This window comes from uncultured Dysgonomonas sp., from assembly GCF_900079725.1.
Lineage (GTDB): Bacteria > Bacteroidota > Bacteroidia > Bacteroidales > Dysgonomonadaceae > Dysgonomonas.
Map to the genome: position 1 here is coordinate 5,057,059 of NZ_LT599032.1, position 24,751 is coordinate 5,081,809.

Annotated in this window: 13 protein-coding genes; 12 read left to right on the forward strand and 1 reads right to left on the reverse strand. The window is 39.0% G+C overall.

Features of this window, described 5'->3' with window-relative positions:
• Positions 1-224 precede the first annotated feature (224 nt).
• The 4 genes from QZL88_RS20475 to QZL88_RS20490 all read left to right on the forward strand — a co-directional run bounded on the left by QZL88_RS20475 (position 225) and on the right by QZL88_RS20490 (position 6,438).
• Entirely contained in the window at positions 225-2,585 is a 2,361-nt protein-coding gene (locus QZL88_RS20475) for a TonB-dependent receptor (protein WP_296944701.1), read from the forward strand.
• A 73-nt stretch (positions 2,586-2,658) separates the two neighbouring features.
• A complete protein-coding gene (locus tag QZL88_RS20480; RefSeq protein ID WP_296944703.1) occupies positions 2,659-3,750 on the forward strand; it encodes an alpha/beta hydrolase-fold protein in 1,092 nt (363 codons plus the stop codon).
• Positions 3,751-3,770: 20 nt separating this feature from the next.
• Positions 3,771-4,922: a PepSY-associated TM helix domain-containing protein gene (locus QZL88_RS20485; protein WP_296944706.1), complete on the forward strand. Its 1,152-nt coding sequence runs from the start codon at positions 3,771-3,773 to the stop codon at positions 4,920-4,922.
• Positions 4,923-5,250: 328 nt separating this feature from the next.
• Positions 5,251-6,438: a DUF418 domain-containing protein gene (locus tag QZL88_RS20490; RefSeq protein ID WP_296944709.1), complete on the forward strand. Its 1,188-nt coding sequence runs from the start codon at positions 5,251-5,253 to the stop codon at positions 6,436-6,438.
• 89 nt (positions 6,439-6,527) lie between these two features.
• Here the strand turns inward: QZL88_RS20490 and QZL88_RS20495 are convergent, their stop codons facing one another.
• The gene (locus QZL88_RS20495) at positions 6,528-7,430 is read right to left on the reverse strand and encodes a DUF6268 family outer membrane beta-barrel protein (protein ID WP_296944712.1); all 903 of its coding nucleotides are present in this window, start codon (positions 7,428-7,430) and stop codon (positions 6,528-6,530) included.
• Positions 7,431-7,586: 156 nt separating this feature from the next.
• Here QZL88_RS20495 and QZL88_RS20500 point away from each other — a divergent pair, with 156 nt between their 5' ends.
• The 8 genes from QZL88_RS20500 to QZL88_RS20535 all read left to right on the forward strand — a co-directional run bounded on the left by QZL88_RS20500 (position 7,587) and on the right by QZL88_RS20535 (position 24,648).
• Positions 7,587-8,456 carry an AraC family transcriptional regulator gene (locus QZL88_RS20500; RefSeq protein WP_296944714.1) on the forward strand — a complete coding sequence of 290 codons (870 nt, stop codon included), beginning with the start codon at positions 7,587-7,589 and terminating at the stop codon, positions 8,454-8,456.
• Positions 8,457-8,661: 205 nt separating this feature from the next.
• Complete coding sequence (locus tag QZL88_RS20505; RefSeq protein WP_296944718.1) at positions 8,662-11,955, forward strand: TonB-dependent receptor; 3,294 nt, start codon at positions 8,662-8,664, stop codon at positions 11,953-11,955.
• A gap of 11 nt (positions 11,956-11,966) precedes the next feature.
• The gene (locus QZL88_RS20510; RefSeq protein ID WP_296944721.1) at positions 11,967-13,784 is read left to right on the forward strand and encodes a RagB/SusD family nutrient uptake outer membrane protein; all 1,818 of its coding nucleotides are present in this window, start codon (positions 11,967-11,969) and stop codon (positions 13,782-13,784) included.
• Between the two features lie 13 nt (positions 13,785-13,797).
• Positions 13,798-15,435 (forward strand): right-handed parallel beta-helix repeat-containing protein, encoded by a 1,638-nt coding sequence (locus QZL88_RS20515; protein WP_296944723.1) that lies wholly within the window; start codon positions 13,798-13,800, stop codon positions 15,433-15,435.
• Positions 15,436-15,440: 5 nt separating this feature from the next.
• Positions 15,441-17,363, forward strand: coding sequence for a heparinase II/III family protein (locus tag QZL88_RS20520; protein ID WP_296944726.1), 1,923 nt, complete (start codon positions 15,441-15,443; stop codon positions 17,361-17,363).
• A complete protein-coding gene (locus tag QZL88_RS20525; RefSeq protein WP_296944728.1) occupies positions 17,360-19,315 on the forward strand; it encodes a heparinase II/III family protein in 1,956 nt (651 codons plus the stop codon). The genes QZL88_RS20520 and QZL88_RS20525 overlap by 4 nt, the downstream gene beginning before the upstream one ends.
• 20 nt (positions 19,316-19,335) lie before the next feature.
• Positions 19,336-20,532, forward strand: a complete 1,197-nt coding sequence (locus tag QZL88_RS20530; protein WP_296944731.1) for a glycoside hydrolase family 88 protein — start codon at positions 19,336-19,338, stop codon at positions 20,530-20,532.
• Positions 20,533-20,601: 69 nt separating this feature from the next.
• Positions 20,602-24,648, forward strand: a complete 4,047-nt coding sequence (locus QZL88_RS20535) for a hybrid sensor histidine kinase/response regulator transcription factor (RefSeq protein ID WP_296944732.1) — start codon at positions 20,602-20,604, stop codon at positions 24,646-24,648.
• The last annotated feature ends 103 nt before the right edge of the window (positions 24,649-24,751 follow it).

Here is a 24,751-nt window from a genome sequence, read left to right on the forward strand (position 1 = left end):
TTTCAAACAATAGCTATTCTCCCTCAACATTATTGCAACCACAACGATCCCAGATATCCATTTTAAATCGCGGAATACCCTTTACTTTGCATCATCACAAGCTTTACCTCACTATATATAGGTATGTATTATACATATTTTAATCATTATTAGCGATTGTTTGCTAAATGCTGCCATTATATCTTCGCATGATTTTTCTTCACATATAAAACTATTAAGTATAAATGAAAACAAACACACTAAACCCATTACGGATTGTTTTCTCGTTTATGATAACAATCACATCATTAGTTCCGGTATTTGCCCAGAACAATGGGAAAATATCAGGTCGTGTAATCAATAAGGATGGAGAGCCTATAGAACTGGTTTCGGTAGGAATACAAGGCTCAAGAACAGGAAATTATACAGATGAAGGTGGAAACTTCTTCCTAACAGTGCCTGTCGGAAAACACATTGTTCATTTTTCGATTTTGGGGCACAAGAATAAAGAAGTGGATGTAGACGTTGTTGCAAACAAGACTGCAGATCTGGGAGATGTAGAACTTGATGTTTCTGACAATGTTCTGAATGAAGTCGTTGTAAGTGCAATGATTACGAAGTTTGCACAAAAGAAATCGGATTATGTGGCCCGTATGCCTATCTCTAATCTGGAAAATCCACAGGTTTATACAGTCGTACCTAAGGAATTGCTGAGTGAGCAGATCGCTGTTGACTTCAGAAATGTACTAACGGCTTCTCCGGGTGTGGGTTCTGCCACTCTTGGTGTTGGTTCGGGCGGAACAGGCTTAGGTATGCGCCTTCGTGGATTTGCAGGCGCCGACGGAGCGGGTTCTATCCGTAACGGGATGGCAACAAACTTCGTTTCACTATCCGATCCGGCCAATCTGGAAAGTATTGAAATCATAAAAGGTCCGTCGGGAACATTATTCGGTACAACCCTTATCTCGTACGGAGGTCTCGTCAACCGGGTTACAAAAAGAGCCTATGACGGACAAGGCGGTGAGGTGAGCTTTTCTGCCGGAGCATGGGGATTAGGGCGTGCCACTATTGATTATAATACTGTATTGGACAAGGAGCATAAGTCTTTATTCCGTATAAATTCGGCTGTACATACCGAGAATAGCTTTAAGGATTATGGTATAAATAAAACAATTATGGTCTCCCCGACTTTCACCTATAATGCCAGCGACAGGCTGTCGTTCACGGTTGATGGAGAATATTTCAAATCGAACCGTACAACTGCCTATATTAATGTTACAGCACCGGAAATCACCAATATGAACCAGTTAAACTGGGATTGGGACAGGTCTTTTGCATCTAATGATGTGACAAGTAAAGCGGAAGTGTTAAATATTTTTGCCGAGGCAAAATACAAAATATCTGATAAGTGGACATCTCAAACCCTTGCTTCATATGCCAGAACCGACAATGATGCAAACTATATTTTCCTCGATGTAAGTACTCCGACCACACTTACCCGTCGTATGATGCATATACCAAGTGTTTTCACAACGCAACAGCTTCAACAGAATTTCAATGGGGACTTCAAGCTGGGAAATATCAGGAACAGGTTTCTGTTCGGTCTGGATTATACCAAACTGACTACAGACGATACCCGCTCTACCGTTAATAATTATGACGGCGCTACATTGAATATCCATGAAGATGCTCCGGCTATATATCTGGACAAGTACAATCAGGCAATGGGATCACCAAACAGAGCGGTGGCAACCAATCGCTTTACCCGTACATACAGTGCTTATGTGTCGGATGTTGTTAATTTGACCGAACAACTGGATGTGATGGCAAGTGTACGCTTCGACAGATTCGATGATGTGGCAAGTGATTATATGCAATCGGCATGGTCTCCCAAGTTTGGGGTTGTTTATCAGTTTATAAAAGATAAAGCATCTGTTTTTGCCAATTATATGAATGGCTTTAAGAATAAAGGGCCGGCCGCAGCAAATGAAGACGGAGATATAAAAGCTTTCAGACCGGAGCATGCTTTCCAATGGGAAGGCGGTTTTAAACTTGAATTCCTGGATAGAAAACTGAATAGTACGATCAGTTTCTATCATATCAAAGTGGATGACCGTATCCGTTCTGTAACAGCACCTGCCGGATCGGCTGTGGCTTCATATAGTGTACAGGACGGTACTCAGGTTAGTAAAGGATTTGAAATAGACCTGATTGCAAATCCGCTACCGGGAATGCATATTATAGCGGGTTACGGATTCAATCAGAATGAGTTTACAAAAGGTTCTTTCGAAGGTTTGCGCGAGTGCGGGACTCCAAAACATCTGGCTAACTTCTGGATAAGCCATAAATTGCTGGAAGGATCATTAAAAGGATTTGGACTGGGACTGGGAGGTAATTTCGCCAGCAGAAGCTATATAGATGCAAATAATAAAATTACGGCATCAGGTTATGGCAAATTCGATGCTACGGTATTCTATGAATACTCTAAATTCCGTGTGGGAATAAAGGTGAACAACTTCACCGACAAAAGGTACTGGCTGGGCGATTATTATGGAGAAACCCAAGCTCCCAGACAGTTTATAGGAAACGTGACATACCGTTTCTAAGGAAAGATAAAAAGAATATTCACAAATTCGTTTTGGTCACCGGGCCAAAACGAATTTTCCTGTTTAAAATGAAATGATGAAAAAACTATTTTACGTATTGCTTATAGTACTTCTATCCTCCAATCTTTTGGCTCAGGATAATATATGTATAGGACAAAAATTTTCGATGCATTCCCTTGCTCTGGGAGAAGACAGACCCTATTGGGTATATCTCCCACCCAAATATAATGACGCGCAATATGGCAAAGCTTCGTATCCGGTAATTTACCTTCTCGATGGCGACACTAATTTTATGACACTGGCAGCCATACAGAGTACATTTACCAGAGGGATGTATAACAATATGCCCGAATGCATAATTGTAGCTATACCCAATACAGACAGGGCAAGAGACCTGACTCCTACCAGATCTTCACTGAAACACAACGGTCAGGATTTGTTTACAAATAGTGGAGGGAGTGAGCATTTTACTTCTTTCCTGACTTCCGAATTAAGAAATACGATCGATTCCGCTTACAGGACAAATGGATATAATATGCTGATAGGACACTCGTTCGGAGGACTATACGTTGTAGCAACACTGATACGCCATACCGATTCTTTCAATGCCTATATTGCACTCGACCCCAGTCTCTGGTGGGACAATAAAGTAATCTATAAAGAAGCCCAGTCCATATGGGGTAAAACGGATTTCGAAAAAAGACACCTATATATAGCAATGGCAAAGGATGAAAACAAAGCCGATGACATACAAAAACATTCCGAAACGATAGACAGATTTTGTACCGAGGTATTGAAGTCGGCACCCGGCAATAACCTGAACGGGGCATGGAAATACTATGAAGATGAAAATCATGGCACTATACTGATGCCCGGTATGTTCGACGCTCTCAGGACTATTTTCGACGGAATAGAATTGCCAGTGAAAAAGATTCCAGAAAATCCCGGGCTGATAGAAGAATATTACGGCAAATTATCGGAACGGCTGGGATTTACATTCATTCCCGACGAGAACCTTATAGATAATATTGGCAAATATGCTATGTCTGTAAAGAAAACAGAAAATGCCATTAAAATATTTGAATATAACCTTAAAAATTACCCCGATAGCCCCAATGCTAAAAAAAGCTTGTCCGAGGCGCGTGAGAAACTAATGAATAAGTAAATATATCAACTAAAAATATCATGAATAGAAGGATATCCAACAAGAAACTCATCTTATGGCTGCATCTGTGGCCGGGGCTAATATCGGCAGCGATAATCTTTTTTGTATGTATAACAGGAACTATAGCTGTCTATTGCGATGAGATTATGGCTTTGTCGGCCGGGGATGCACGTTTTGTCAAAGAAGTGAAAGAAACCCGTAAGCCGGCCGAGGAGCTGATTAGCATCATAAAAAAAGAGTTTCCGAAGCGAAATACGCCAAGTTACATGGTCAGTTATAAAGACCCGGAACGCAGTGTCAGGTTCAATACATTCAGCAGAGAGGAAGGTTTGAGCATGGTGTATATCGATCCGTACACAGGAGAGATATTGAAAGATGACGGCACTATCTATTTCTTCTATATTACTGTACATCTCCACAATTCGTTCCTATTGGGTAAAACGGGACAATGGATCATCGATATTGCAACCATAGTATTTATCCTTGAAATAATTACGGGCCTTTATTTATGGTGGCCCAAGAAGAGGAACAAAAAGGCTATGGATGCTGCCTTTAAAATAAAGACCGGTTCAACAAAAAAACGCCTTAACTATGATTTGCACAAAGTCCTGGGTTTTTATGCTGCCGCTGTTATCTTATTGTTGTCTGTTACAGGATTACTGATCGCCTTCGAGCCGTTGTCACAATCGCTGATGAAAGCCTTCGGGGCAGACACAACCCATGACTGGCAAAAAGAATTACCCAAATATAAGGAAGGGCAAGCACCGTTGGAACTTAACCCGTTTATAGAAAGATCATTTGAGAAATATCCGGATAAAAAAGAAATGCAGATATATACCTATCGCATGGACTCGAGCGGATATTATATGATGCGTGTTGCAAATCAAGTGGGATTGAAGAGTGCGCAAAGCCCGGAATATGTTATATATGACCGTTTTTCGGGAGATGAAATAAAATTGCCGGAAAGCGCGCTTAAACACGAAAAGGTAGATAATGCAATATGGGTATTGCATATGGGTAACTGGATGGGGCAGATAGGGAAATTCATCACATTTCTGGGAGGGCTTATTGCTACCAGCCTGCCTGTAACCGGATTTTATATCTGGTGGGGGAAACGCAAGAAAAATAGACGCGATTCTAAAGCGGAGCAAAATAAGGTCGCTATCGAATAAAACAGAACAAAAAGAATAATGGGTAGGAGTAGGAGCCTGTAGCAAAATACCGTCTCGTTATTCCGAAGCATTTTGGTTATAAATTAATCTCTATAAATAATAATGGTCAGAAACTGAGTCTTCTGACCATTATTATTGTAGTTCTGATGTAATGGTCTGGTTAATAGTTGTTTGTCTGAAATATACGAAGGTGCGATGAATAAGAAAAAGCCCTTATTGGTCATATTTTATTGTTTATTGAATAGCAATTTTTAAATGACATAAAAGGTTTGTGTTAAGTTTGCACATCAGATAAAAAAATACGTTAACAATTTAAATCCTAAAAAGCATGCACTCTTCTACTACACTAACCAGTAATAATCGCATAGAAATAGCAGATGTATTACGAGGTTTTGCAGTAATGGGAATTACCCTTATCCATTTCATCGAACGGTTCAGTCTCAATAGCTTTCCGGAAGAAACCTGCAACTTTCTGATATTTACGGACAAAGTAATCTGGGACAGTATATTTTTTACCTTTTCCGGTAAAGCCTACTGCATTTTCGCGTTGCTTTTCGGATTCAGTTTTTTCATTCAGGACAATTCGCAAAAAGAAAAAGGAAAAGATTTTCGCGGACGGTTTGCATGGCGGCTGGTATTACTTTTTTTCATAGCCTGCATCAATTCTACCTTATTTCCCGGTGAGATATTAGTGCTTTATGCATTACTTGGTTATGTAATGATAGCGGTCTGTCGTCTTTCTACCCGCACCATTGCGATTATAGCTATTGTCCTGTTATTACAACCTCTTGAATGGGGACAAATAGTTTATGCTCTCATCAACCCCGAATACATTATTAATGCAGAGTTTGATGGCCCGTACTGGGAAATCGTGAATACAGTGCAGAAAGAAGGTTCTTTCCTCGAAATGTGTAAAACTGCAATCTGGACAGGCAATATTGCTAATATGGGCTGGATGCTGTTACATGGAAGGGTTACGCAAACCGCGGCATTATTTATGATAGGTATATTAATAGGGCGTAGCAATGTGTTCATCTATTCAGAAAAAAATATGAAGTTATGGATTAAAGTATTCATCGCAGTCACTCTGGCCTTTTTCCCTATATATGGCTTGATAGCTGTACTTCCCGACTTTATAGACAGGGAAGCACTACTTGTTCCTTCTATCCTTATACTCAAATCACTTTCCAATATCGCATTTACAGGAATACTGTTTGCCGGGGTAATCCTTGTATATTACCTGACAAGGTTTAAAGGTGTCCTTCATCAATTAGCTCCTTACGGACGCATGAGTCTGACAAACTATCTGTCGCAGTCTTTGATCGGGGGATTCCTGTTCTATAACTGGGGACTCGGGCTTTACCAGTATACTGGCATCACAGCCTGTTTCTTAATGGGTATCGGAATGTTTCTTATTCAGTTCTTCTTCTGTCGCTGGTGGCTTCGTACACATCGCCAGGGCCCATTGGAATGGTTGTGGAAAAAGGCAACTTGGGTGAAAATAGGAAAAGGCTAATATTACGGATTACTTCGTTTACTATATAAAGTCAGGCTATTGATTTATAGCCTGACCTTTTCTTTCAGATAAATAAGCAGGGATTATTTCTATATACCTACGCGAAGCGACACGGATACATACGGAGAAGCACTGAAGCTATACGAATCTTCATTCTTTAATAAATTAGATAGTTTTCTTTTCTTGTACGAACCCGAACCGGCAAATGCCGCTCCTACTTCTATAGGTATAGTTACCTTCTTACTTACTATTATCTCCGGGCGGATACCTGTTGTCAGATAATTGAAACTGTAGTAATAATCTTTATCATTCTCGTCTTCCAGAGGAGTGCTGATACGGTTATATTCAGCTACGAGTGATACCCGAAGATACGGGGCAACCTGCATACCCAAAGAACTTACAATATCATAGGTACGTGTCGATAATTCGAAGCTATATCTGCCTTCACCCCTCCATTTTACATATACCGACGGAAAAACGATAGGTGTATTAAATGCATTTGTAAAGATAAGGCCGCCACCAATATCGAGATTGTTATTCACCTTATAAATTGCCGTTCCCATACTATATATCATTGCATTATGCCATCCAATACGGGAAAACCGGGTATTATCGGTACAAACCCCCATACCGCCGATCACCGAAAGGCTCCATCTGTCGGTCAGGGTACGATAGTGTGAAATTCCGGCATAGATGTTGAGTATTTTTTTGAAAGGATAAACTTCAGGAGATGTTGTTTCATTCATTTTCATGTACTTTCCACTTACAAAGCCACTCCACATACGGATACTTTTCCTGTCCTGAGACATTTCTGTATAAAAGGGAAGGTTTAAATTGCCTTTCAATAATAAGGTATTTACTTTTCCCTGTTTTTCCCCATTATCATTTTCAAAATCGGATGAATGCAGATAAGATGTGCCGATAGATATTTGTGCGTAAAACGGCGTAATAACCATAAATAATAAAAGACCAGTAAACAGAATTTTAGACATAAATAAAGAAAATTTATATAGATGGAGTAACTTATTTTTCTGACGCATGCAAAGGTGAGAAAATTTACTGCATATTTTTGTCCCAAATAGATTTATGATTGTTCCAAAACTCTTATTTTATATGATATCTTTGTTAGAAAATAATGTAGGTGAATAATGAATGACGAACTGATTAAACTGAATGTAAACAAGGCGACACAGGCTGTAAAACCGGAAAAGTTCAAAGATTTATTCCTGATTCATATAGAAGAATCGACAAATACGGCAGCAACCAGTTATCTATTCGAAGATTGTTTTATTTTTCTCTGTCTCGAAGGAAATGAAACATTCTTTATCAATGAAAAACAATATTTAGTAGTTCCCAATACGATATTGATTGTTCCACCTAGCTATTTAATCCGGAAATCAGAAGGGATATATCAATTCAAAGCCAAAGGGGTATTTTTCCCGATCGACCTTGTTGCAAAACATTTTAACGGAAAAGAATACAACCTGACCGAAATGCTTCGGACAGTTTCATGTTTTGAAGTATCATACGAGAATATGAATGAACTTCTCGAATTCTATTATTTCCTCGAAAAACAATATGAGAAAGCGGTAAATACCTATACTACACCCATTATAAGCAATCTGGTCTTTACCTTCTTAGTGAAGATCAGGGAGATGTATTCGTCAACGAATAACACTTCCAATTTTGAAAGTAAGTCTCGTAAAATATCTATTACAGAACGTTTTTTTGATTTGGTTAGCTCCAACTATAAGAATGAACGTACTCTGATGTTCTATGCCGACAAGATGTGTCTGTCTCCCAAGCATCTATCTACTACAATAAAGAAAACGACAGGCCGTCCTGCACTGATATGGATTAATGAATATGTAATACTTAAGGCAAAGTATCTGATTAAGACCACGGATATGTCTTTTTCCGAAATTGGTGATTATCTGAACATACCCAATCAGTCATTCTTTAGCCGCCTATTCAAAAAATATACCGGACTGACCCCAAAAGAATATGCTAAAAGTTGAGGTCTGTTTAAACTTTGTCCGTTTTTCTACCTTTCTTCAATTATATAAAATCTACCTTTAAAAATCAGACAATAAGGATTCATTAAACATGGGTTCTGAATGAATCGTTTCAGCCTTTGAATAATTTGTTTCATATAGGAAACTGCGCCCTGGCTACATTTGCAGTACACTAATATTCGTTTATTAACTTTAAATCTAAAATCTCATGCAAAAAAGGAGAAAGTCTCTACAGAGACAAATTACATTTTTATTGATTGCTTTGCTCTTAATACCTCTAAATTGCATTATAGCCCAAGGTAGTGGTTCGATTGCTATCAGAGAAGCAACGAATGATTTAATAAAAGGAGTTGTAGTAAGTACTACTGATGAACCTCTTATTGGAGCTATTGTTGTTGTCGAGGGACAGTCTGTGGGCACCGTTACGGATATAGACGGCAATTTTCAGATCAATGCCAGGCCCGGGCAAAAGCTAACCATTAGCTATATCGGCTTTATAAGCCAGACAATAACTATCGGAGCTACAAATGATCTGAGGATTGTATTGCAGGATGACGTTAAAAATCTCGAAGAAGTTGTCGTTGTTGGCTATGGAGTTCAGAAGAAGATCAATATGACAGCATCCGTAGCCACAGTAAATTTTTCGGAACAAGCCGAAGGAAGGCCTATAATGAATGCTTCCTCTGCACTATCGGGATTAGTTGCCGGACTGAATGTTTTACAGACTTCCAGCAAGCCCGGTGATGATGGAGCTACATTGAGGATCAGAGGAACAACTACAGTGAACAACAGTAACCCGCTGATTTTGGTCGACGGCTTTGAGTCCGATATGAATAATGTAAATACAAATGATATTGAATCAATATCGATACTAAAAGATGCTTCAGCTACAGCGATTTACGGATCGAGGGGTGCAAACGGGGTTGTTCTTGTAACCACAAAAAAAGGTTCGGGTAAACCACGGGTTTCATTCGATAGCTTTCTTTCATTTCAGAAGCCTATCAATAAATTATCTTTTGTTACAGATTATGCAGATCACATGGATTATATCAATGAGGCTGCAAGGAATATTGGAACCACAGGCCCTTATTCTCAAAGTAGTATCGACTTATGGAGAAATGCACAACAGAATCCGAATGAGCTGAATGAATATGGTGTTCCCAATTATATAGCTTACCCCAATACAGATTGGTTCGATGAGATATTTAATACGGGATTGGCTCAGGAATATAACTTATCGGTACAGGGAGGCACAGATAGGGTTAAGTATCTGATCTCTGCAGGATATCTGAATAATGAAGGGATTATGAAAAATTCCGGACTGGAAAGATTTCAGTTTAGGGTGAATCTGGAAACTCAGGTATATGATTGGTGGAAACTCGGAACCCGGCTTTTCGGATTGAAACAACAGAAAGGACTGGCGAATATCAGCCGTGGATTTGAGTATTTATCCTTATCTGTTCCGGGAATATATCCGGGAACCGATAATAAATGGGGTGCACCCGCACTCACAGGAGAAGAGTCTTCCAACGCAAACAACGTTTTCGAGAAAATGGAGCGTGCAGGGCAGGATAAAATGTTCAGGCTTAATGCAACACTCTATACCACACTCACATTAGCTCCGGGACTGGAGTTTGAAGCAGCATATAATTATGCTCCTGATTGGGGCGATTATGCTACATGGGGAATTCAGAAAGGTATGTGGAATTATGTACAGGATATACGCCTCAACGAATCTTCTTTAGAAAATGAAAACATAAATAACCAATCATTTAAAAGGGCAAGATATACCGGAGATGTATTGTTGAGATATTCCACCACTATCAAAGAGGATCATAGCATAGGCGCCCTGGCAGGATATAATCAGACTTATTACAACGAGAACAGCTTCTCTGCAACCAAGAAAGGCATGACAGACTGGGATCTGCATGTACTGAACTCAGCTACAAATCTCGATGGTATATCGGGAAGTGAAACAGATTGGTCGCTACGTTCGGTCTTTGGAAGGGTTAACTATGCATATAAGTCTAAATACCTGTTTGAGGGTAATCTGAGATATGATGAATCTTCCCGCTTTGGCCCGGATAAAAGAGGAGGATATTTCCCTTCATTTTCTGCGGGGTGGAGAGTTATGGAGGAATCTTTCCTGCAAAATTTCAAAGGAGTTTTTCAAAATCTGAAACTGAGAGGATCATGGGGGAAAAGTGGTAACAACCAGTTAGGTAATTACGATTGGCAGGCAGGCTACGGCTCTGTAAATCTGGTCATAGATGGACAGGCGATTAAGGGCTTAGCCATCAATAAACAGGAAAATCCAAGATTGCAATGGGAAGAAGTTGCTTCTACAGGCATAGGCTTAGATTTTGCCACTCTAAATAGCAGGTTATCAGGAGAAATTGATTACTACAATAAAAAAACAAAAAGTATGATCTTTACTCCCAACAATTATTTAACAGCAGGAACAGTGGCCGCTGCAACACAGAATATTGCAGAGCTGACCAATAAGGGAGTAGAGTTAACGTTGACATGGCAAGACAAAATAAGCGATTTTTCATATAAAGTAAGCGGTAACTTCTCTTACAATAAAAACATGGTGGATAAATACCGGGGAGAAGTGATAAAGGGTTGGTTCAGTGACGATAACGGAAATCCTGTCTATGTCAACAACATCGGAGAAACCACCCGTAGCGGGTTTGGAGGACTGATAGGGGAAGGGCATATGCTGGGAGAATCCTATCTTCGCACTCTTTATCGTGGAAACGGCTCATATACAGGTACAGGCACACCGGATATCAATGCAGGGCCAAAAGATGGTATGATACGTACCGAAAATGACCTTAAATGGGTGCAGGCAATGCAAGCTGCCGGATATAAATTCTCACCATCAAACGATATTTCCCCGTCAGGACTTTGGTACGGAGACCTTATTTATGCAGACAAAAATGAAGATGGAACTTACGGTGATTCGAACGATATGGACTTTACCGGGAAGTCGGCATTGCCAAAGTATAACTTTGGGTTTAATATATCGGCCGCTTATAAAGGATTCGACATGTCGATGGTATGGTCGGGAAGTGCAGGATTTGTCAGATATTGGAATCAGGGAAGTTATAATAGCCCAAATCTGAATCTGGGGGCCGGTGTTCCTAAAAAATATGCGGAAAATGCCTATTACTGGGACCCGAACAATCCAGATGCACCGAGGAATGATCAGTACAGGTCGAATCCACGCCTGATGTATGGAACTTCGGGGGTTAACAATGCTTCGAACGAATTCTGGGAATATGATGCATCATTCTTAAAATTAAGGAATGTTCAGATAGGATACACATTACCACAAAATATATCCGCTAAAATACTGATGAGTAAAGTCAGGTTTTATGTATCCGGAGAGAATCTGCTGACAATAACAGATTATCCTGGTATGGATCCGGAAATTGGAGCCAATGTAGCTTATCCTCTTACCAAACAATTTGCATTTGGAGTCAATATCACTTTTTAAAATAAAATATCATGAAAAAAATATATATCTTACTGATCAGTATAATTATTTTTTCCTCTTGCTCTAATGATTTTCTTGACACATCTCCTTACGATTCCATAGCATCGGGGAATATGTGGAATTCAGAATCTAAAGCAGATCAGGGTGTTGCCGGAATATATCAGGCTCTTAAAGCCCGCACTATATCAGATAGTTATAAAATATTTGATGGGCTTGGCTTTGTCAATTCATATGGAAGTCATGGACCGGCGGATAATGAAGTTATGGTCTATCTGAACGGTAACATAACCCCCAGCCATGGTTTGTTTTCGGATACATGGAAACAGCATTACGAAGGAATACACCGGGCAAATGATGCGATAGCCAACCTGCATAAAGCAAATCTTCCGGCACAAAAGTATGAGAGATTGATGTGCGAGGCTAAGTTTCTGAGAGCTTATTTCTATTATCGTTTAAACGCTTTATTTAAAGGTGTACCTGTTTACACAGAGCCAACACCTTCAGAATCATTGACAAAAGGCCAATCATCAGTAGATGATGTTTACCAACTATGCATAAACGATCTGACAGATTGTATTAACAATGAGCATTTTCCAAACAATACATTAGATAAGTCCGTATATGGCCGTGCATCGAAAGGCGCTGCATACGCTCTGCGGGGAATGGTGTATATGTGGAAAAAAGATTTTCCGAAAGCTGCATCTGATCTCAGCAAAGTAAAAGATTGCGGATATGGCTTATGGACAGGGGAGTGGTCTCAATTCTTCAAGGTTGAGAACGAGAAAGATAAAGAAATGATATTTCCGCTTCAATACGATGAAACCAGTGGATTCTCATCAGATATTCAAAAGTATATTGGAGGCCGCTCTCATTATGACGGATGGACGGAAGCCATGCCGAGTGTCGATTATGTAAATATGTTTTTAAATGCTGACGGATCTGCATTTATCTGGAACGACAGATTGCCCGGATGGGATAATCTGACTGTTGCCCAGCGGGAAGTGTTTTTCCTTAGAGATGGGCTAAGTGCTACATCATCGGATAATAATATTAAGACAGCATATAATGAAGCTGTGAAGAGACTGGGTAGTTCGGTGATGACAACTTACTATAGGGAGACAGGCAATGAAGCCCGCATTAAAGCTGCTTTCGAAAACAGGGACCCCAGATTGCAAAAAAGTGTATTTACTCCGTACTCCACCGCAATATGTTATAGCCCTTACTGGAATGGAGGTAATGAACAGGAATTGACTCTCAGGTGGCCATTACTTAATAATGTTGCTCCATATTGGGATATGTGGAGTGATAAGAGAAAAACTGCCTTTTACATGTACAGGAAATATAATGAGACGAGAAAAGGCAGATATATAAACCGCGACCGTTGTACTGTCGATCTGCCCTTAATACGCTTTACTGATGTAACACTACTGTTGGCAGAAGCCTATAACGAAAACAATGAACTGGGGAAATCTATAACAACATTCAATACTATCAGAACCAGAAACGGAGTGAGTATGCCGGCTCTTACAGAAGGTGGTTCCGGCCCTAACGCAGTAACAGGGAAGGACGATATGAAGAAAAGGATACAATATGAGCGTAGAGCGGAACTGGCACTCGAAGGTGTCAACTATTTTGATGAATTAAGATGGAAAACATTGAAAGAATCCAAATATGACGGAGGATCAAATACCGCAGGAAGAAAGTCCTGGTGGGGAAGCGTCGAGGCTGAATACAGATGGAGGGGCGATCATTTTATGACATGGCCTGCCCCGACGGCTGAAACCCAGATGAACCCCAATATTAAACAAACTCCGGGTTGGTCTTATTGAACCTGAATAATAAATGGGGAAAGATGCATCATCAGTATCTTTCCCTGTTGATACTGTTTTTGAAATATTTGAAACCCTATTAAAATACACTATGTCGAAGATAACCATTACTGCTTTTATAGCCCTGTCATTAATCACAGTATTCGTAAAAGCAAAAGAAATAAATCAGCACATCGATATAAATAACAGGAATGTTATATCTGTTGTGGAGAATGGGATAAAGAATGATGGAACGCCAATAAATACAGAGTTGAATGAACTGGTCAGAAGCTCTTATGGAAAAACATTATTTTTTCCGGCCGGAGTGTACAATCTTTCAGAGCCAATGGTATTACCATTCGATTACACTAAGAATGTCAATATTATATTCGATAAAAATGCGACCATCAGGAGTGATAAACATTTGGAGGCTCTATTAAAAATAGGTTTTTCGGAAATGTCTACTCCGGATAGAAGTTACAGACGCTTTTCTTACATTGAAGGAGGCCTGTTCGACTGTTCCAATGCAGACAATGGCATTATCGTAAATGGTCTGAAGCAATTGGTGTCGCTAAAATCCATCAGCTTATTCAAAGGCCGTCACACACATATCAGCGTGAAAGTCACAGACGACTTTAAAGGAACGGGGAGTTCCGATACAAAAATAGATAATATTACAATACAAGGGATTTCTTCAAATGAAGAAGTCTGTGGCATTTTTATTGATAAGGAATGCCACGATATAAAAATATCCAATACATTCATTTATGGAACTAAATATGGGATAGTGACAAAGTCGGGAGGACATATATTGAATAATATCCACATATTATCGCAAGTGACCACCGGAGGTACTAATCTGGGAGAGAAGAATTTCCTGAATACAGAAGGAATTCGTATAGAAACAGATGATTTTTACATCTTGCACGAAATTTACTTCGATACTGTAGATAAATGTATCGTTATCGCAGGCGACAAAAGTCCTGTTCTTGTTATAGATAAGAATATATATTATTCGTATCTGGACAACTTCGGAGATGCTTTTATTAGTAGAAACGGTACGTCTGCAAAACAATTTCAGGCTAAAATATCCAATTCTATATTTCATATCCGTAAAAAGGGATACAGGATTTTTGATATAGACCCTCTCACTATAAGCAATGATATAAATAATAACCTGACATTTATAAATAATACGATAAGAAACGCTCATTTCTTAAATCCCTTCGATGGATCATTATCACAAAAAATAAGAGGAAAATATAGTGATGTACTTGTGAGCACAGGGCAAAAGACAGACAATAATAAATGGTATGTGCTCGGCAGCTTACTACCATCGCCTTACAGGAATTCGTTAAGGCTCGACCTTTCGCACGATCATGCAATAGAACTGGAGATCAGCTACAATGAGGGAAAAGCCGGATTGCTAAGAAGTAATATAACAGATTCTGAAAAAAAATTTCCATTTACACTTGGGTATGTTATTAAAGATAATTATTGTGTCTTACTTCTTAAATCCGAACCTCAGTCTGCCTTTTCACCATTTATCAGTGATTTGACCGGTCTCGGGGCATTTATGGCAACACCTTCTAAAGACAGGTATTATCATTTGAGCGATTATCAGATAGAAGGGAAACCAAAACTCCTTTTTATAAATAACGACAAAGAATAAATATTATGAAAAAATATATGATGGTCAATTTTCTTTTATTTAGTATCCTTATATCCTGTTCAACCTTAGGTTGCAAAGGGGATAGCGACAAAGAAATCGGGGGAGAAATACCTCCGGTAGTAGAATACAGTAACGATGATGATGGCAAGCCCCATCCACAGGGTTCTTTTAACTATGCCGGTATTGCAGAGCATCCCAGGCTGTTGTTTTCATCTGATGATGAGAAACTCCTGAAAGAGAACATACAGAAAAACAGGGATTTGTTAGCTCTGCATGAATATGTTATCAGCCAGAGCAAGAGTATGTTAAATACTACTCCTGTTACACGTGTTATGGAGGGGAAAAGATTACTCGGAGTCTCAAGGACAGCACTTAAGCGAATCTTTTATTTATCCTATGCCTACCGGATGACCGGAGAAAACGCTTATCTGGTTCGTGCCGAACGAGAAATAAATGCTGTTTGCGAATTCACAGATTGGAATCCTTCCCACTTTCTCGATGTCGGAGAAATGGCACTTGGAGTAGCTATCGGTTACGACTGGTTGTATGATAAACTCGATCCAAAAACCAGAAGCAATGCCAGAAAAGCATTGGTGTCGAAAGGCTTTGAACCCTCGAAAGTTGGAAGCTATAACTGGTTTTTAACGAACAAAGCTAACTGGAATCAGGTTTGCAATGCAGGCTTGTCTCTGGCTGCATTGGCTATTTATGAAGGTGTTAAAGCCGAATCGGTAGAGATAATAGAACGTTGTTTGGAAAGCATAAAATTGCCATTGGAGGCTTACGGCCCCGACGGAAATTATACAGAAGGTTATATGTATTGGAGTTATGGGACTGATTTTCAGACATTGTTATTATCTTCCTTCGAAACAGCACTCGGTTCGGATAAAAACTTTCATAAAACAGAAGGCTTTATGAAAACGGCAGAATATATGTTGTATATGTCCGGTACAGACGGGCTTTGCTTCAACTATGCAGATTCATACAACAATGAAACACCCAGACCTTCGATGTTTTGGTTTGCCCGCAAAAGTAATAACACATCTTTGCTTTACAAAGAAAAGCAAATGTTGGCCAAAGGTGCTTATCTCAAGTCTTTTGCCGAAGACAGATTATTACCGATGACATTAATCTATGCAAATATGGAGAGCTTCGAACATATATTACCACCCGGGAATAAAATTTGGGTAGGCTCCGGCGCTACTCCGGTAGCCATGGTACGTACATCATGGGGCGGATCAAACGACCAGTATGTCGGAGTGAAGGCGGGTAAAGCGTCGGAATCTCACGGTCATATGGATGCGGGGTCTTTTGTCTACGATGCTTTTGGTATAAGATGGGCGGCCGACCTGGGCATGCAATCTTATGCTCCTCTGGAAGCAAAAGATGTTGATCTTTGGAATATGGGGCAGGACTCCCAAAGGTGGGATATATTCCGCTTGGGCAACAAATCACATAATACATTAATCGTTAATGATAAAAGGCATCTGGTAGACGGGATGTCTACAATTACAAAAGTTTATGATACCGATAAACGTCTGGGTGTTGATGTAGACCTCACACCTGTCTTTAAGGATGATCTGAACAGTGCCAAAAGGACAATTACATTGATTGATGAAGACTATCTGAGTGTGGATGATATAATAACCACAAAAAATAAAAATACGACTATACGGTGGAATATGTTAACTACAGCAGATTGTACGATTGAGAATTCAAACACAATAAGATTGACAAAGAATGAAAAAATAATGTATTTCACAGTGGATAGCAATACTCCGGTAACATTAAAAACGTGGTCTACCGACCCAGTGAATGAGTTTGATGAAGCGAATCCCGGCACAATGATAATTGGGTTTGAATGTGTATTACCGGAAATCTCGACTTATACATTTTCTGTTAAATTGGATCATACTCAGAATAGATGATAAAATATAGAATAAAGATATTGATACTGCTTTTTTGTATCCTGCCACTTGTTACCAATGCGCAAGACGGGTTCTTTTCTTCGATACTGACAAGAGAAATTCTCGATAAGGAAATAGTACAACCCTCCGGCTTCAGGCCAATTCCTAAAGCCGGGGATGCACTATGGCAGCAAGTCCCTGAAGGCGTTAAGAATGCCTATATCAGAGAGGCTGAAAAGAACCTGAATAAACCCTGGGAAAGCATAGCAGCCACAGAGTTTATGGAATTCTATATTTCGGGGAACAGGATGAAGTATGAGTTTAAATTATTTGACCAGCGTTCCAGACTCGAATTTGCCGTGATTGCAGAACTACTCGAAAATAAAGGAAGATTTGTTGATGAAATAATCAACGGCGTATGGAAAATTTGTGAAGAAACATGGTGGGGTGCTCCGGCTCATTATAAAACGGGAATGTTACCTGACAAAGAAGAGGCAATGTTTATCGATTTGTTCTTTTCCGAAACCGCGCAGATGCTATCGTGGGTCCACTATCTGATGAAAGACCAATTGGACGAAAAATCCCCGGTTGTGAGCAAAAGGCTTGAATTGGAGATACAAACCCGGATGCTGGACGACTGCCTTCGTCAGGACTTCTGGTGGAAAAGTAATAAAATGAACTGGGGAACCTGGATTACATCAAATTGGTTAATCTCTGTAATGCTGATAGAAACAGACAGGAATAAGCAACTGGATGCGATACAACAAATCCTGAAAACAATGGATGGCTTTTATGAAGAATATCCTGACGATGGAGGATGCGATGAAGGACCCTCATATTGGAACAGAGCTGCAGCTTCCCTGTTCGAATCGATGGACTTGCTCCGGATGGCTTCTGATGGCAGAATTGATTTCTCTTCTGATGAAAAAATCAGGCAAATGGGCGCTTATTATTGGAAAATGTATATTGCCGGTCTTTATTTCGTAAACTTTGCAGATGCTCGTCCCACTATTGTTCCCAATGTTAGCATTGTTTATCGGTTTGGGGAATATATACATGATGATAGACTTGTCAATCTGGCCGGATATGTAGCTCATAGAGAGAATTATGATAGTGGAATATTTCCGAACAATGATTTTGTACTGTATAATGATCGCCCTTTCCTTTACGGATTGGGAAGGCAATTGTTTTTATTAAATTTGATAGATGAAATAATGGCTGGAAATCCGGCTCCTCCTCTGGTGAAAAATACATGGCAAAGTAATTTACAAATATTTACAGCAAGACAGTTCGACGAAAGTACCGATGGGTTTTATTTTGCAGCCAAAGGCGGACATAATGATGAAAGCCATAATCATAACGATGTAGGAACCTTTAGCTTATACTCTTACGGACAACCGCTGCTTATCGATCTGGGGGTAGAGCAATATACAAAGTATACCTTCGGAAACAACAGATATGATCTGTGGACTATGCAGTCGGCATATCACAACTTGCCTACAATCAACGGGATCATGCAAGAAGCGGGAAGGGAATTCAGCGCGCGGAATGTTAAAACGAGAATAAGTGATAAAGAGCAGTCTTTTTTTGTCGATATTGCCAAAGCATATTCCAAAGAAGCCAATGTGGATTTTTGGAACAGGACTATCACTCTTAAATCTTCGGGAGAATTTCTGGTTACAGAAGATTTCAATCTGTTGAAAGTCACAGGCGATTCTACTTTTATATCTTTAATGGTATATGGAGATGTATACATTAATACCAACGGAGATATAACATTAACCTCTGATGATGGTAAAAGATATAGACTGACATATGATAAAAAGAAACTGAAACCTCAAAAAGCATATTATGTAATAAAAGATCCGTGGTTAAAAGCCAGTTGGAAGAAAGGAGTCACAAGGATCAAATTGTTTTTGACAGGCCGGAATAAAAAAGATAAAACCACTTATATACTAAAAGAAATTTTGTAACCTAAAATCACTGAATAAAAATGAAAAAAATAATTAGTTCAATAAGCATTTTATGCAGCCTCTTAGTTGTATTACTTTCATGTGCCGATTCAAAGACTGAAATGCAAAAGACAATAGAAAAAGGACTGGACAGAGCCACTATTGCCTCTTTAGAAATGGCAAAATCGCTGGAAGGCAACAAACTTCTGCCTAAAACATTTGAAAACGGACAATTGGTTACATCCGATTCCAAATGGTGGTGTAGCGGCTTTTTTCCGGGGGTACTTTGGTATCTTTACGAAAACAATCCGACAGATGAATTAAAGAAATATGCCATTGATTATACCAATAGGGTCGAAGATCAAAAATATACAACGGATAATCATGACATAGGATTTATGATTTATTGCAGTTTTGGAAATGGTCTGCGCATATTGGGTACAGATAGCTACAATGATGTAATAGTACAAGCCTCCCAATCATTATCTACCAGATATAAAGATCATATCGGAGTAATCAGATCATGGGATTGGAATACAGATGTTTGGCAATACCCTGTTATCATAGATAATATGATGAACCTAGAAATGCTTATGTGGGCATCTAGATATACAGGGGATTCGATATATGCAGATATAGCTAAAAGCCATGCAGATAAAACAATGAAAGAGCATTTCAGAGAAGATTACAGTTGTTTCCATGTTGTAGATTATGATACAATAACAGGTGACAGCCGTCTCAAACAAACATGGCAGGGATACTCGGATACATCGTCATGGGCCAGAGGGCAGGCATGGGCTCTGTACGGATATAGTATGATGTATAGAGAAACCGGGGATGATAAATATTTAAATCAAGCGGAAAGAATCGCAGATTTCATCATACATCACCCTAATATGCCTAAAGACGGTATTCCTTACTGGGACTTTAATGCCCCCAATATACCCGATGAAAAAAGAGATGCATCGGCTGCTGCTGTAATGGCATCTGCATTTATAGAGTTAAGTCAGCAAACAAAGGATAACAAACTTTCTGAGTTATACTTAAATACAGCCGGAAAACAACTGATCACGCTCACTTCCGATGAATATCTGGCAGAACCAGGGACTAATGGCAATTTTATACTAAAACATAGTGTCGGCGCTATTCCCAGAGATCAGGAGATAGATGTACCCCTTACTTATGCGGACTATTATTATGTGGAAGCATTGATGAGGTATAAGAAACTGGAGTTATAAGAATATGTTCCTGTAAACTTAAACGGTGACTAAGTCTTTGATGTCAAACTATATGGATAAATTGGAAATATGAAACATTCGTATAGAATATTGCTTTTATCTTTTTTTTGTTTATTTCTCATTGTTCCTGAGACGCTCAGGGGAAGAGAGAATAAGAAATACTATTTCAAAAGGATTGACAATTCCATGGGATTGTCGCAGAATACTGTTACCTGTATTTTGCAGGACAAGTTAGGGTTCATGTGGTTTGGCACAAAAGACGGATTGAATAAATATGATGGGCATTCGTTCTCTATATTCAGACAAAGAATAGGAGATGAGGACAGTATCAAAGACAATTTTATAACAGTACTATGTGAGGCCCGCAATGAATATAAATTATGGATAGGCACCTCCAACGGTATCTATATCTATGATATGCAAAAAGAGACATTTACCCACTTCATTGTGGGAAATTCCGATATCAATATCAATTGTCCTATCAACGATATCCAATACGATAATAATGGAATCTTATGGATTGCAACGCAAGGGCAAGGCCTGTTCAGTTATGATGAAAAACAGAATATTTTAAAAAGGCACTTGTTAGGAGAATTGAACGAAAAGAGCGATATAAGGTCTCTGGAACTCGACTCGAGAGGTTTTTTGTGGTTTTCTATAAATGATGCGGGACTTTTCTTTTCTAAGGATAACCTGATCACAATATCCCGCTTCACCCATGATGATATAGATCATCTGATATCAGCAGGAGCTATCTATGATACGATGATAGGGACTAACAATCACCTGTATATCATATCAGGGCGGTATGGTCTTTTCGAAATCAATATTATCAGCCAGAAGGTGAAGAAACTACTGGACCCTAATATCAATGGCAACAAAGTTTTCATGCGGAAAGTCACTCAGTTTTCTGAGAATGAACTTTGGATCGGAGCCGAGTCCGGAATTTTAATCTACAATACAGAAACATCGAAATGCATACATTTCAAGCATGAGTTAGGAGATCCGTATTCGCTATCAGATAATGCTATACATAGCCTGTACAAAGATAAAGATGGTAATATGTGGATTGGGACGTACTTTGGTGGTGTTAATTTTTACTCTACCCAATCGTCACTGTTCGATAAATATTACCGGATTCCGGGCAAAGGAGGCCTGTCCGGGGAAAGAGTACGTGAATTTCGTGAAGCTCCTGACGGCAATATCTGGATAGGAACCGAAGATGGAGGATTGAATCTTTTTTCGCCAAATACGACAATGAAGTTCACACCTTTCCTGAAAGATAAACTTCATTACAATATTCATGCCCTGTATCATGACAGAGATAACTATCTGTGGGTAGGAACTTTTTCGGAAGGACTATATGAGGTAGATTTGAGTACGAATGCTGTGACTCATTACAAAAAAGGAAGAAGTACCCACGATTTGAAAGATAATACCGTATATGAGTTATTTAAAGATAAGGAAGGCATATTTTGGATTGGAACGGGAGCGGGACTCCAAATCTTTGATGAAAAGCTGAAGAAATTTACAACAATAGAAGATTTAGGGCTGAATCTGATAAGGGATATTGCAGAAGGTAAAAATGGCAACCTTTATTGTGCAACTGCAATCAACGGACTGTTTTGTTACAACAGGGTAAATCAGAAATGGACGAACTTTTCCTACCAGATAGGGGACACGACCAGCCTTCCGCACAATAATGTACTAAGTATTTTCATCGATAGCAAAGATCAGCTTTGGGTGACGACACAAGGAGGAGGCTTTGCCCGCTTTAACGAGAAAAATGGCACATTCAACAGATTCTCCACATACAACAAGTTACCAAACGATGTTGCTTATGAAATTCTCGAAGATGATAAAGGCTTATTTTGGATTTCTACCAATGAGGGCCTGATCCACTTTAACCCCGAATCGGGAGAGTTTTTTACTTATTCTTATGACGATGGTTTATTATCGAAACAGTTTAACTATAAATCTGCACTTAGAGCCGATAATGGAATGTTCTATTTTGGCTCTTTAAACGGATTCATTTCCTTCAATCCTAACGATACTTATCAGGATAATATAAAGCCGAATGTTGTGTTGACTGACTTCTTGTTATTCAACAGAAAGGTTAAAATAGAAGGCGCTGACTCTCCGCTGAAAGAAAGTATAATGTTTACCGATGAGATCAGATTAGATTATCATCAAAACTATTTCACATTAAAATTCGCTGATCTGAATTATCAGAGGACTAAGCATAATCAGTATTTATATAAACTGGAAGGATACGATGAGGAATGGTTATCTACAAACGAAAGTTATACAATAAATTATCCCAATGTCAGACCCGGAAAATATAACTTTAGATTGAAGCTGCCGGAAGTCTCTGATGCTGACCTGATATATCTGCCGATAGAGATTTTACCGCCTTGGTGGGAATCTAACCTTGCATACTGTTTCTATTTGGCTTTCGTTGTGCTTGTGGTATATGGAACCTATAAATATCTGTCAAAGCAAAATATGCTCAAAGCAAGGCAACGCCTGAGGCTTTACGAACAAGAGAAAGAAAGAGAAGTGTATACTGCTAAAATAGACTTTTTCACAGACATCGCGCATGAGATACGTACTCCGTTGACGCTAATCAAGTCACCTCTGGAAAATATCATAAAAAATAAGGATGTATCTGATGATATGAGAGACGATCTGGAAGTAATTGATAAAAATGCGAATCGGTTACAGGACTTGACAAATCAGCTTCTCGATTTTAGGAAAATAGAGAAACAACGCTTCCATTTAACCTTTGCCCGCTATGATATAATTAAGCTTATAAATGATGTGCTGGTTCGATTTAATCAGGTTATAAAATTAAAAAACATACTATTAAATATTGAATTACCATCCGAACCGTTTTATGCCTATGTAGATAAGGAATCGGTAACCAAAATTATAAGTAATTTATTAACTAATGCAATTAAAAATACCGATACTTACATCACTGTTGAGCTTCACAGAGAAAGTATAAAAGAAGAAGGTTGTTTTGATCTGGTAGTAAAAAATGACGGGGAAATTATTCCGGCTAACCAAAGGGAAGAGATATTTAAACCTTTTGTTCAATACAAAAGTACGGCTTCGGCATTGAAAGCCGGAACAGGACTTGGGCTGACATTATCCCGCTCACTGGCCGAATTACATCAGGGCTTTCTTGCGATGGACACTGTAGACGATGCAAACAGTTTTCGTCTCACAATTCCATTATTGCAGGAATGGGTGAATAAAAATGATGGCACTGTCAGGGAAAATTTATCAATCCCCAATTATCAGTATTCGGCAGAAGATGAACGTAAGCAAATTAATATTTTGATTGTAGAAGACGATCTGGATTTATTGGCATACATTTCCAAGTTGCTATCTCCCTATTATAATATACTTACCGCTACTGATGGCATCAAGGCTCTGGAAGTGCTCGAAAAAGAGATTGTTAATCTCATTATAACCGATATAATGATGCCTAATATAGATGGATATGAATTGTGTAAAGACATTAGAATGAACCTCTTTTTTAGCCATATTCCAATAGTTTTTCTCTCTGCTAAAAATTCTTTATCATCTAAAATCGAGGGTTTAGATTCCGGCGCGGATGCCTATATTGAAAAACCGTTTTCGAATGAATTCCTGATGGCGACAGTCTCAAATTTACTGGCAAACAGAAATAAGATGATCGAGGCCTTTAAGCGTTCGGCATATACATCAATAAGTGAAACTGCATTTTCTAAAACGGATGAAGCCTTTATGAAGACAGTCAACAAAGTGATTGAAGAAAATCTGGGAAATCCTGAGTTTAGCCAAGATGATTTTGCTGCGGCATTAAATATGAGTAAATCAAGTTTGTACAGAAAAACAAAAGGATTATTTGATGTTTCGCCAAACGATTTTATTCGTATCAAAAGGATAAAAAAGGCAGCACAGTTATTTGATCAGAAAGAAGACAGTGTATCGGAAGTATGTTATACTGTCGGATTTAGTTCTCCATCGTATTTCTCAAAATGTTTTTATCGTCAGTTCAATTTAACGCCTAAAGAATATATTGATGCGGTTTCCTCGAGGTCTAAGTTGAATTCAGATCAGGAATAAAAAATTAACAAACCTCTGATTATCTCATATTCAATAAATAAATCAGGGTCTAATGTTAATTATTGAAACTGCTCTTCATCAAGGTTCTTTATTTAAATAATAT